Origin of the sequence: Streptomyces sp. SID14436 (assembly GCF_010548465.1) — a bacterium.
GTDB lineage: Bacteria > Actinomycetota > Actinomycetes > Streptomycetales > Streptomycetaceae > Streptomyces.
This window is the reverse complement of sequence record NZ_JAAGMD010000122.1, coordinates 1-12,419: the sequence shown is the minus strand read 5'-3', so window position 1 is coordinate 12,419 and position 12,419 is coordinate 1. Positions and strand designations below refer to the sequence as shown.

7 protein-coding genes are annotated in these 12,419 nt (G+C 71.8%); all 7 read left to right on the top strand.

Translation table 11 applies throughout. The annotated features are described in order from the left end of the window. Positions 1-538: 538 nt before the first annotated feature. The 7 genes from G3I53_RS04765 to G3I53_RS04735 all read left to right on the top strand — a co-directional run bounded on the left by G3I53_RS04765 (position 539) and on the right by G3I53_RS04735 (position 12,025). The gene (locus tag G3I53_RS04765; protein WP_164336295.1) at positions 539-2,056 is read left to right on the top strand and encodes a sugar ABC transporter ATP-binding protein; all 1,518 of its coding nucleotides are present in this window, start codon (positions 539-541) and stop codon (positions 2,054-2,056) included. Continuing rightward, positions 2,053-3,072, top strand: a complete 1,020-nt coding sequence (locus tag G3I53_RS04760; protein ID WP_164336297.1) for an ABC transporter permease — start codon at positions 2,053-2,055, stop codon at positions 3,070-3,072. Before G3I53_RS04765 ends, G3I53_RS04760 begins: the two co-directional genes overlap by 4 nt. A gap of 16 nt (positions 3,073-3,088) precedes the next feature. Next, on the top strand, positions 3,089-4,138 hold the full coding sequence (locus tag G3I53_RS04755; protein WP_239063560.1) for a substrate-binding domain-containing protein: 1,050 nt from the start codon (positions 3,089-3,091) through the stop codon (positions 4,136-4,138). An 80-nt stretch (positions 4,139-4,218) separates the two neighbouring features. Continuing rightward, a complete protein-coding gene (locus G3I53_RS04750) occupies positions 4,219-5,430 on the top strand; it encodes a Gfo/Idh/MocA family oxidoreductase (protein ID WP_203592182.1) in 1,212 nt (403 codons plus the stop codon). Positions 5,431-5,445: 15 nt separating this feature from the next. After that, complete coding sequence (locus G3I53_RS04745; protein ID WP_164336299.1) at positions 5,446-6,444, top strand: sugar phosphate isomerase/epimerase family protein; 999 nt, start codon at positions 5,446-5,448, stop codon at positions 6,442-6,444. A gap of 269 nt (positions 6,445-6,713) precedes the next feature. Further along, the gene (locus G3I53_RS04740) at positions 6,714-10,427 is read left to right on the top strand and encodes a ThuA domain-containing protein (protein ID WP_164336301.1); all 3,714 of its coding nucleotides are present in this window, start codon (positions 6,714-6,716) and stop codon (positions 10,425-10,427) included. A gap of 197 nt (positions 10,428-10,624) precedes the next feature. Next, on the top strand, positions 10,625-12,025 hold the full coding sequence (locus tag G3I53_RS04735; RefSeq protein ID WP_164438041.1) for an inositol-3-phosphate synthase: 1,401 nt from the start codon (positions 10,625-10,627) through the stop codon (positions 12,023-12,025). Positions 12,026-12,419 lie beyond the last annotated feature (394 nt).

The following is a 12,419-nucleotide window of genomic DNA, read 5'->3' as shown; positions in this document are numbered from 1 at the left end:
GCACCACCGGCACACCCGCGCCACCGGCACACCTGCACCACCGGCACACCTGCACCACCGGCACACCCGCGCCACCGGCACACCTGCACCACCGGCACACCTGCACCACCGGCACACCCGCACCACCGGCACACCTGCACCACGGCACTACACACCGAGAGCGCAAGGCACCACGGCACGACGCACCGAGAGCGCACCGCGCCACCGCACCACAGCGCGACGCCCCACCGCACGGCACAACGCCACACCGCACAACGCCACACCGCACAAGGCACCACCGCACAAGGCGCCACCGCACAAGGCGCCACCGCCCGAGGCGCCACCGCCCAAGGCACCACCGCACAAGGCACCACCGCCCAAGCACCACAGGCACCACCCAGCACCACCGAACTGCCGCACCGCGCACGGCCGCACCGCCCGACGACGCACCGCCGCACCGTTCCACCACCGCACGCCACCGGTACCACAGCCCTGCCCTGACAACGTTGGCCCGACCGCGCCCTGACACCGGCCCGCACGCCCGCCGAGGGGAATCCGCATGGCATCCCAAGCACCGCTGCTCCGCATGTCCGGCATCACCAAGTCGTTCCCGGGAGTCCGCGCCCTGGACGGAGTCGACCTCGACGTCCAGGCCGGTGAGGTGCACTGCCTGCTCGGCCAGAACGGGGCCGGCAAGTCCACCCTGATCAAGGTGCTGGCCGGGGCCCACCAGCCCGACACCGGCACCATCCACTGGCGCGGTGAAGCGGTCACGCTCCGCTCGCCGATCGCCGCCATGAAGCTGGGCATCGCCACCATCTACCAGGAACTCGACCTGGTGGAACACATGTCGGTCGCCGAGAACGTCCACCTCGGGCACGAACCCACGACCGCCGGCTTCGTCGTCCGCGGCCGGGCCGCCCGCACCGCGACCGCGGACCTGCTCGCGCGCCTGGGGCACCCGGAGATCGACCCCGCCCGCCTGGTGGGCGAACTCTCCGCCGCACAGCAGCAGATCGTGTCCATGGCGCGGGCGTTGTCCCACGACGTACGGCTCATCGTGATGGACGAACCGTCCGCCGCCCTGGACCCCGACGAGGTCGACAACCTCTTCCGGATCGTCGCCGGACTCACCGCCGAGGGAGTCGCCGTCGTCTACATCTCCCACCGCCTGGAGGAGATCCGCCGCATCGGCGACCGGGTGACCGTGCTGAAGGACGGCCGCGCCGTCGCCGGCGGGCTGCCCGCCGAGTCGACACCGACCAGCGAGGTCGTCTCCCTGATGACGGGCCGCAACGTCGAGTACGTCTTCCCCGAACGGCCCACCGGGCAGCCCCTCGGCGAACCGGTCCTGACGGTCGAAGGGCTGTCCCGCGAGGGGGAGTTCGAGACCCTGGACCTCCAGGTGCGGCCGGGGGAGATCGTCGGGCTCGCCGGGCTCGTCGGCTCCGGACGCTCGGAGATCCTGGAGACGGTCTACGGCGCCCGCAGACCGGACACCGGGCGGGTCCTCGTCGACGGGCGGCCGCTCAGGCCCGGCAGCGTGCGGGCGGCCGTGCGGGCCGGGATCGGCCTGGCTCCCGAGGAACGCAAGGCCCAGGCGCTGCTGATGCTGGAGTCCGTCACCCGCAACGTGTCGGTCTCCACCATGTCCCGCTTCTCGCGGGCCGGCTGGATCGACCGCGGTGCCGAACTGGGGGCGGCACACGCGGCGATCCGTGAGCTGTCCCTGCGGCCCGACAACCCGCACGTGCCGGTGCGCACCCTGTCCGGCGGCAACCAGCAGAAGGCCGTGCTCGCGCGCTGGCTGCTGCGGGGCTGCCGGGTGCTGCTGCTGGACGAACCCACCCGCGGCGTCGACGTCGGCGCCCGCGCCGAGCTGTACGCGGTGGTCCGCCGGCTGGCCGACGAGGGCCTCGCCGTGCTGCTGGTCTCCAGCGAGGTGCCCGAGGTCCTCGGCCTCGCCGACCGCGTCCTGGTCCTGCGCGAGGGCCGGGTCGTCCACTCCGCGCCCGCCCGTGAACTCGACGAACACCGTGTACTCGACCTCGTCATGGAAGGAAGCCCGGCCACATGACGCAGCCCGTCTCCCCGCCGCGGGACACCATCGGCAAGACGCCGCCGTCCGCCGGCCCCCCGGCCTGGCGCGCCGTCCTGTTCCGCCCCGACGTGCGCACGCTCTCCCTGCTCGGGGTGCTCGCCGTCCTGGTCCTCATCGGAGGCTTCACCAAACCGGACGAGTTCCTCGACACCCGCAACCTGCAACTGGTCCTCACCCAGGCGTCCGTCATCGGTGTCGTCACCGTCGGCATGACCTTCGTCATCACCTCCGGCGGCATCGACCTGTCGGTCGGCGCGATCGTCGCCCTGTCCTCCGTCTGGGCGACCACCGTCGCCACCCAGGAGTTCGGCTTCGCCGGCATCCTCTTCACCGCCGTCCTCGTCGGCCTCGGCTGCGGACTGGTCAACGGGGTGCTCATCGCCTACGGCGGGATGGTGCCGTTCATCGCCACCCTCGCCATGCTCGCCTCCGCCCGCGGACTCGCCCTGCAGATCACCGACGGCCGCACCCAGATCGTCACCGTCGGCAGCGTCCTCGACCTCGGCGAACGCGACGCCTACGTGCTCGGCGTGCCGCCCCTGGTCCTGGTGTTCGCGGCGGTCACCGTCATCGGCTGGCTGCTGCTCAACCGGACCACCTTCGGCCGCCGCACCGTCGCCGTCGGCGGCAACGCGGAGGCCGCCCGCCTCGCCGGCATCGACGTCCGCCGCCAGCAGCTCTACCTCTACCTGCTGTCCGGCCTGTGCTGCGGCATCGCCGCCTTCCTCCTCATCGTCCTGGCCGGCTCCGGCCAGAACACCAACGGCAACCTCTACGAGCTCGACGCCATCGCCGCCGCGATCATCGGCGGCACCCTGCTCACCGGAGGCCGCGGCACCATCGTCGGCTCCGTACTGGGCGTCCTGATCTTCACCACGATCACCAACATCTTCGCCCTGAACAACCTGCAGAGCGACGTCCAGCAGATCGCCAAGGGCGCGATCATCGTCGCCGCCGTGCTGGTCCAGCGCCGTACCGCGAGCACGACCTAGGAAAGGGTTCACCGCCATGCCCAAGCCCATGCCGTCCACGAGCCGCAGAGGGCTGCTCTTCGGAGCCGCCGCCGTGTCCGCCGGTGCCCTGGTCACCGGCTGCACCAGCAACGAGCCGAGCGAGAAGGAGCCCGCCGCGGGCAACCAGCCGGCCGCCGACGACAAGCCGGGCAAGCCCGTCACCATCGGCTTCGCCGGACCGCAGGCCGACCACGGCTGGCTCAACGCCATCAACGACAACGCCAAGAAGCGCGCCGAGAAGTACAGCGACGTCACCCTGGAGATCACCGAGGGCTCCAACGACACCGCGCAGCAGATCGGCCAGATCGAGACCCTCATCAACAAGAAGGTCGACGTGCTGGTCGTGCTGCCCGCCGACGGCAAGGCCCTCACCCAGGTCGGGCTGAAGGCGATGCGGGCCGGCATCCCCGTCGTCAACCTCGACCGGATCTTCAACACCCCGCAGGCCTACCGCTGCTGGATCGGCGGCGACAACTACGGCATGGGCCTCAACGCCGGCCACTACATCGGCGAGAAGCTCAAGGACACGCCGGACGCCCGGGTCGTCGAACTCGCCGGCCTGGACAACCTGGAACTCACCAAGCAGCGCACCCAGGGCTTCGACGACGCCCTGAAGAACTACCCCAACATCAAGAAGGTGGCCCGCCAGGCGGCCGAGTTCACCGTCGAGACCGGCCAGGCCAAGATGGCGCAGCTGCTGCAGGCCCAGTCCAAGATCGACGCCCTGTGGAACCACGACGACGACCAGGGCGTGGGCGCGCTGCGCGCCATCGAACAGGCCGGGCGCGACGAGTTCCTGATGGTCGGCGGCGCGGGCGCGCTGTCCGCCTTCGAGGCCATCAAGGCGGACAACGGTGTCCTCAAGGCCACCGTGCTGTACCCGCCGACGATGGCGGCCTCCGCGATCGACCTGGCCCGCGCGCTCGGCCAGGGCAAGGGGGTCGGCGGGCTCGCCGAGTTCGAGATCCCCGCGTCGCTGACCTGCTACTCGGCCGTCGTCGACAAGGAGAACGTGGACCAGTACATGTCCACCGGCTTCAAGTGAGGAGCCCCGGCCCACGGGCCTGACCAGCCCACCGGGCGGGGCCCGCCCCCGCCCGCACGGACGACGAGGAGGACATCCGTATGGCACAGCCGCAAGCGTCAGAAGGGGCAGCAGGAACGGGGAAGCCACGCCTGCGCGTCGGCATGGTCGGTTACGCCTTCATGGGCGCCGCCCACTCCCAGGGCTGGCGCACCGCAGGGCGCGTCTTCGACCTGCCGCTGCACCCCGAACTGGCCGTGATCTGCGGCCGGGACGCGTCCGCCGTGCGCGCGGCCGCCGACTGGCACGGCTGGGCGGCGACCGAGACCGACTGGCGCGCCCTCGTCGAACGGGACGACGTCGACCTCGTCGACATCTGCACCCCGGGCGACAGCCACGCCGAGATCGCGCTGGCCGCGCTCGCCGCCGGCAAGCACGTGCTGTGCGAGAAACCCCTCGCCAACACCGTCGCCGAGGCCGAGGCGATGGTCCGCGCGGCCGACGAGGCGGCCGCGCGGGGCCGCACCGCCATGGTCGGCTTCAACTACCGCCGGGTCCCCGCGACCGCGCTCGCCCGGCGGATGGTCGCCGAGGGCCGCATCGGCACCCTGCGGCACGTCCGCGTGTCCTACCTCCAGGACTGGCTGGTGGACCCGCAGTTCCCGCTGACCTGGCGGCTGCGCCGGGAACAGGCCGGTTCCGGCTCGCTCGGCGACCTCGGGGCGCACATCGTCGACCTCGCCCAGTACCTGGCCGGCGAGCACCTGGCCGGGGTGTCCGCCCTGACCGAGACCTTCGTACGGCACCGGCCGCTGCCCACCGCCGCGACCAGCGGCCTGGCCGCCGTGTCCGCCGCCGGCACCGGCGAGGTCACCGTCGACGACGCCGCCCTGTTCACCGGCCGCTTCGCCTCCGGCGCCCTGGCCTCCTTCGAGGCCACCCGGTACGCCACCGGACGCAAGAACGCCCTGCGCATCGAACTCAACGGCGAGCGCGGCTCGCTGGCCTTCGACCTGGAACGGCTCAACGAGCTGTCGTACCACGACGGCACCGAGCCCGGCACGCACGCCGGGTTCCGCCGCATCCTCGTCACCGAACCGGACCACCCCTACCTGGACGCCTGGTGGCCGCCGGGCCACGGCCTCGGCTACGAGCACACCTTCGTGCACCAGGCGCGCGACCTGGTCCACGCGGTCGCCGAGGGCCGCACCCCCGATCCCTCCTTCGCCGACGGACTCCAGGTGCAGCGCGTCCTGGCCGCCGTGGAGGAGAGCGCAGAGAAGAACTCCGTCTACACGCCGATCGCCGCCTGAGGAGGACGGATACGGATGCCGCGCAACTTCACGCTGTTCACCGGCCAGTGGGCCGACCTGCCCCTGGAGGAGGTCTGCCGACTCGCCCGCGACTTCGGCTACGACGGGCTCGAACTCGCCTGCTGGGGCGACCACTTCGAGGTGGACAAGGCCCTCGCCGACCCCTCCTACGTCGACTCCCGGCACCAGCTGCTCGACAAGTACGGACTCAAGTGCTGGGCGATCTCCAACCACCTGGTCGGCCAGGCGGTGTGCGACGCCATCATCGACGAACGCCACCAGGCCATCCTGCCCGCCAGGATCTGGGGCGACGGTGAGCCGGAGGGCGTCCGGCAGCGGGCCGCCGCCGAGATCGAGGACACCGCACGGGCCGCGGCCCGCTTCGGCGTCGACACCGTCATCGGCTTCACCGGCTCCGCGATCTGGCACCTGGTCGCCATGTTCCCGCCCGCCTCCGAGGCGATGATCGAGCGCGGCTACGAGGACTTCGCCACCCGCTGGAACCCCATCCTCGACGTCTTCGACGCCGAAGGCGTGCGCTTCGCCCACGAGGTGCACCCCGGCGAGATCGCCTACGACTACTGGACCACCGTCCGCACCCTCGAAGCCGTCGGCCACCGGCCGGCCTTCGGCCTCAACTTCGACCCGTCCCACTTCGTGTGGCAGGACCTCGACCCGGTCGGCTTCCTGTGGGACTTCCGCGACCGCATCTACCACGTCGACTGCAAGGAGGCACGCAAGCGCCTGGACGGCCGCAACGGCCGCCTCGGCTCCCACCTGCCCTGGGGCGACCCCCGCCGCGGCTGGGACTTCGTCTCCGCCGGCCACGGCGACGTCCCCTGGGAGGACGTCTTCCGCATGCTGCGCTCCATCGGGTACGGCGGCCCCGTGTCGGTCGAGTGGGAGGACGCCGGCATGGACCGCCTCCAGGGCGCCCCGGAGGCACTGACCCGCCTGAAGGCATACGACTTCGAGCCGCCCAGCGCCTCCTTCGACGCCGCGTTCAGCAGCTGACGGGCGCGCTCGTCCGCAGGTCGGGGACGGGGGCCGGCGCACCTGCCGGTCCCCGGCCCGGCCTGCCCGCATCCCGCTTTGTCCTGTACGGGGAAAAAGTTCAACCCGCCACGGTCCAAGGGCTGTTCGCCCCGGAAGAACGCGGTTACCGTCCCTGAAGTGTCCGCGACACATACGCCTCCGGGGTGACGGCGCACCCCGGTACCCACTCCTACCGCACGTCCACGCACCCGTTCCGTACGGCCCCACCCCGTTCCCGGAGGGACTTCGTGCACAGAAGCCGACTGAAGACAACGCGTACCGCGAGGCGTTCCAGATTCCGAACCGGACTCGCCCTGTTCACCGGCCTGCTCCTGGCCGTGGGCACCCCGGCGACCGTCGCCGGCGCCCACCCGGGCCACCCGGAGCACGACGGACCGGCCGCCGCCGAGGGACAGTTCCAGCAGGTACCGCTCGCCAAGGGCGAACCCGAGATGGGCGAGCCGATGTCGCTCGCCGTCCTCCCCGACCGCAGCGTCCTGCACACCTCGCGCGACGGCACGCTCCGCCTCACCGACGAGGGCGGCGTCACCAAGGTCGCCGGCCGCATCCCCGTCTACAGCCACGACGAGGAAGGGCTCCAGGGCGTCGGCGTCGACCCGGACTTCGAGAACAACCGGGCCGTCTACCTGTACTACGCCCCGCCCCTCGACACCCCGGCGGGCGACGCCCCGGAGACCGGTACCGCCGAGGACTTCGCGGCGTTCGACGGTGTCAACCGCCTCTCCCGCTTCGTCCTCAACGCCAACGGCACCCTGGACCTGTCCAGTGAGAAGAAGGTCCTGGACGTCGCGGCCACCCGGGGCATCTGCTGCCACGTCGGCGGCGACATCGACTTCGACGCCGAGGGCAACCTCTACCTGTCCACCGGCGACGACACAAACCCCTTCGCCTCCGACGGCTACACGCCGATCGACGAACGCGCCGACCGCAACCCGGCCTTCGACGCCCGCCGCACCTCCGGCAACACCAACGACCTGCGCGGCAAGATCCTGCGGATCAAGGTCGCCGAGGACGGCTCGTACACCGTCCCCGAGGGCAACCTCTTCGCCCCCGGCACCGACAGGACCCGCCCCGAGATCTACGCGATGGGCTTCCGCAACCCGTTCCGCATGAGCGTCGACGACAAGACCGGCGTCGTCTACGTCGGCGACTACGGGCCCGACGCGGGCGCCGCCGACCCGGACCGCGGCCCGGCCGGACAGGTCGAGTTCGCCAGGGTCACCGAGGCCGCCAACTTCGGCTGGCCGTTCTGCACCGGCGACAACGACGCCTACAACGACTACGACTTCGCCACCGGCACGTCCGGCCCCAAGTTCGACTGCGCCGCCCCGAAGAACACCTCGCGGCACAACACCGGCCTCACCGACCTGCCGCCCGCCCAGGCCGCCTGGATCCCCTACGACGGCGGATCCCTGCCCGAGTTCGGCAGCGGCTCGGAGTCCCCGATGGCCGGCCCCGTCTACCGCTACGACGCCGGCCTCGACTCCAAGGTGAAGTTCCCCGAGGCCTACGACGGCGACTTCTTCGCCGGTGAGTACGGCCGCCGCTGGATCAAGCGGATCGAGCAGAACGACGACGGCTCCGTCGCGAAGATCAACGACTTCCCGTGGACCGGCACGCAGATCATGGACATGGAGTTCGGCCCCGACGGCGCGCTCTACGTCCTGGACTACGGCCTCTCCTGGTTCCAGGGCGACGAGCACTCCGCGCTGTACCGGATCGAGAACGCCGAGGACGGCTTCTCCCCGATCGCCGAGGTCAGGGCCGACAAGACCTCCGGCGCCGCCGGGCTGAAGGTCAGGTTCACCGCCACCGCCAAGGACGCCGACTCCACCGACCTCACCTACAGCTGGGACTTCGGCGACGGCACCAAGGGCGAGGGCCTCACCCCCACCCACAAGTACAAGAAGACCGGCACCTACTCCGCGACGTTCACCGCCAAGGACCCCGAGGGCAACACCGGCAACGCCAGCGTCCGCATCGTCGTCGGCAACACCGAACCCACGGTGAAGATCGACGTACCCGGCAACGGCAGCCTGGCCGCCTTCGGCGAACCCGTCCCGTTCAAGGTGACCGTCACCGACCCGGAGGAGAAGGTCGACTGCTCCCAGGTCAAGGTCGTCTACAGCCTCGGCCACGACTCCCACGCCCACGAACTCACCAGCGAGACGGGCTGCGAGGGCACCCTCAACCCGCCTCCCGGTGACGGCGGCCACGACCCCAACGCCAACATCTACGGCGTCGTCGGCGCCGCGTACACCGACGGCGGGGCCAACGGTCAGGAAGCCCTGACCGGGACCGCCCGCACCGTCCTGCAGCCGCTGCACCGCCAGGCCGAGCACTTCTCCACCCAGCAGGGCGTCTCCGTCATCGACAAGACCGGCGCGAACGGCGGCAAGACCGTCGGCGAGATCCACGACGGCGACTGGATCTCCTTCACGCCCTACCGCTTCGACGGGCAGAAGAAGATGACCGTCCGCGCCTCCTCCGGCGGCTCCGGCGGCTACCTCGAACTGCGCACCGGCTCACCCGACGGCAAGCTGCACGGCTCCGCGTACATCCCGCCGACCGGCGGCTGGGAGACGTTCCAGAACGTCGACGTCCCGCTGCGGTCCCTGCCGAAGAAGACCTCCGAGATCTTCCTCGTCTTCCGCGGCGGCGACGGCGCGCTCTACGACATCGACGACTTCGAGTTCTCCAAGGAGCCCTTCAAGGCCGGCAAGAAGGTCCTGGTCTTCTCCAAGACCGCCGGCTTCCGCCACGACTCCATCCCGGAGGGCATCGCCGCGCTGAAGGAACTCGGCGGCCCGGCCGGCATCACCGTCGACGCGACCGAGGAGGCCGGCCAGTTCACCACCACCAACCTCGCCAAGTACGACGCGGTGGCCTTCCTGTCCACCACCGGTGACGTCCTGAACGCCGACCAGCAGAAGGCGTTCGAGAGCTACGTCAAAAACGGCGGCGGCTACATGGGCATCCACGCCGCCGCCGACACCGAGTACGACTGGGAGTTCTACGGCGGCCTCGTCGGCGCGTACTTCGACTCGCACCCGGCCATCCAGAAGGCCACCGTGCGCGTCGAGGACCACGACCACCCGTCCACCGCCCACCTGGACGACGCCTGGGAGCGCACCGACGAGTGGTACAACTACCGCACCAACCCGCGTGAGCAGGCCAAGGTCCTCGCCACCCTGGACGAGACGACCTACCAGGGCGGCACCATGAAGGGCGACCACCCGATCGCCTGGTGCCAGAACTACGGCGGCGGCCGCTCCTTCTACACCGGCGGCGGCCACACCAAGGAGTCCTACGCCGAGGAAGCCTTCCGCGCCCACCTGCTCGGCGGACTCCAGTACGCCACCGGCCAGGTCAAGGCCGACTGCAAGCCGGCCAAGGGCTACCGGACGATCTTCAACGGCCACACCCTGGACGGCTGGAAGCAGGCCGGCCCCGGCGGCTTCGACGTCAAGGACGGCACGCTGGAGTCCAACGGCGGCATGGGCCTGCTCTGGTACCACGCCAAGGAACTGTCGTCGTACTCCCTGAAGCTGGACTGGAAGATGCGGGGCGACGACAACTCCGGGATCTTCGTGGGCTTCCCGGCCTCCGACGACCCCTGGTCCGCGGTGGACAAGGGCTACGAGATCCAGATCGACGCCACCGACGCCCCGGACCGGACGACCGGTGCCATCTACTCCTTCAAGTCGGCCAACATCAAGGCCCGTGACCAGGTGCTCCGCCCGCCCGGCCAGTGGAACTCCTACGAGATCAAGGTCAAGGGGGAACGCCTCCAGGTGTTCCTCAACGGAGTCAAGATCAACGACTTCACCAACAAGGACCCCGAGCGGAGCCTGACCGACGGCTACATCGGTCTGCAGAACCACGGCCCCGACGACAAGGTCTCCTTCCGCAACATCCAACTGAAGGAACTGCCCTCGTAGGGTCCTCCGTTCGGACCAGGCCCGCTCCCTGATCCGGCCTGGTCCGGACGAGAGGCCCGAAGGGCGACCTGAACGGCGGCGGGCGGAGGACGCCGGACCTCCGCCCGCCGTCCCGCCGGGCCCCCAGGGGCCCGGCACCCGCTCGTCCCCGCCTCCGGCGGCTCACACCCGGTTCGCGTACGACAAGGAGGCTGCCCATGTCCGCCGAACCGTTCCTCCCCACCCCGCCCCCCGCCGCCCGCTTCGGCGTCTGGCTCATCGGGGCCCGCGGATCCGTCGCCACCACCGCCATCACCGGCTGCGCCGCCGTCGCCGCCGGACTCCACCCGCCGACCGGCATGGTCACCGAGACCGCCGACTTCGCCGACTGCGGCCTGCCCCCGCTGTCCTCCCTCGTCTTCGGCGGCCACGACACCGTCGACTGCCCGCTCCCCAAGCGTGCCGAACACCTCGCCGCCGGCGGCGTCCTGCCCCACGGCCTGCCCACCGCCGTGCACGCCGAACTCCTCGCCGCCGACCGGGAGATCCGGCCGGGCGGGCCCCCGCCGGGCGCCACCACCGGCCCCGGCTCCGCGGGGGACGGGGGCGCCGGGGCTGCCGGGGCCGCCGGGGTTGAGGGTTCCGGGTCCGTCCGGTCGCAGGGCGCCGGGTCCGCTGGGGCTGAGGCTGCCGGGCCCGTCCGTACCCAGGACGACTGGATCGAGGTCTTCGCCGCCGACATCCGCGACTTCGTCCGCCGCAACGACCTCGCCGGCGCCGTCGTCGTCAACGTCGCCTCCACCGAGCCCGCGCCCGCCGGCGGGGCCCTGCCGCCCAGCTCCCTCTACGCGGCCGCCGCCCTCCGCGCCGACTGCCCCTACGTCAACTTCACCCCCTCCGCCGGCCTGCACCACCCGGCACTCGCCGAAGCCGCCGAGGCCGCGGGCCTGCCCCACGCGGGCCGCGACGGCAAGACCGGACAGACCCTGCTGCGCTCCGTCCTCGGCCCCATGTTCCGCCAGCGGGCCCTCGCCGTGCGCGCCTGGTCCGGCACCAACCTGCTCGGCGGCGGCGACGGCGCCGCCCTCGCCGATCCCGCGGCCGCCGCCGCCAAGAACGGCGGCAAGGAACGCGTCCTCGCCGACACCCTCGGAGCCGCCCCCGAGGGCGAGGTGCACATCGACGACGTGCCCTCCCTCGGCGACTGGAAGACCGCCTGGGACCACGTCGCCTTCGACGGCTTCCTCGGCTCCCGCATGATCCTCCAGACCGTGTGGCAGGGCTGCGACTCCGCCCTCGCCGCCCCCCTCGTGCTCGACCTGGCCCGACTCACCCTGCGGGCCCGGCAGAAGGGCATCACCGGGCCGCTGCGCGAACTCGGCTTCTATTTCAAGGACCCGGTCGGCGACGGCCCGGCCGCCCTGGCGGAGCAGTACGCGGACCTGCTGACCCTGGCCGCACGGCTCCGTGACGACGCCGGCGGGCCGGACGGCCCGGACGGCGGTGATGGCGGTGACGGCGGGGGCGGAGGGGGCGGAGTGCGGGACCGGCGCGGCCCGCATGGCCGGCCTGACCCGCAGGGCGGGCCTGACCAGCACGGCTCGGAGGTACGGCGATGACCGGCCGGGGCGCGTTTGCGGAGGGCCGGTTCCCGCCGAGCACGTCGGTCACGGGCGCGTCCGGAACGGCGTGGGGCCCGTCCGGGTCCGGCACGTCCGGATCCGCAGGGGGCCCGTCCGGGTCCGCAGCAGGCACATCGGCGTCGAACGCCCACGCCCCGTACGCCCCGTACGCCCCGTACGACCCGTACGACGCGCCCGCCGAGGCCGGCACGGCGGACGCGCCCGACCCTGCCTCCGCGCATGCCCCCGTCCCGTCCGCGGATGGCGTGCCCCGTCCCGCTGTGCCGGGGGTCGGCCCCGGCCGGCTCGGTGCCTGGGCCGAACTGCTGCGCCTGCCCGCCCTGTTCACCGTCCCCGGCGACGCACTGGCCGGAGCGGCGGCGGCCGGTGC

Coding starts and splice junctions, on each gene's coding strand:
- G3I53_RS04765 (WP_164336295.1), top strand. CDS start 539: ATGGCATCCCAAGCACCGCTGCTCCGCATGTCCGGCATCACCAAGTCG.
- G3I53_RS04760 (WP_164336297.1), top strand. CDS start 2,053: ATGACGCAGCCCGTCTCCCCGCCGCGGGACACCATCGGCAAGACGCCG.
- G3I53_RS04755 (WP_239063560.1), top strand. CDS start 3,089: ATGCCCAAGCCCATGCCGTCCACGAGCCGCAGAGGGCTGCTCTTCGGA.
- G3I53_RS04750 (WP_203592182.1), top strand. CDS start 4,219: ATGGCACAGCCGCAAGCGTCAGAAGGGGCAGCAGGAACGGGGAAGCCA.
- G3I53_RS04745 (WP_164336299.1), top strand. CDS start 5,446: ATGCCGCGCAACTTCACGCTGTTCACCGGCCAGTGGGCCGACCTGCCC.
- G3I53_RS04735 (WP_164438041.1), top strand. CDS start 10,625: ATGTCCGCCGAACCGTTCCTCCCCACCCCGCCCCCCGCCGCCCGCTTC.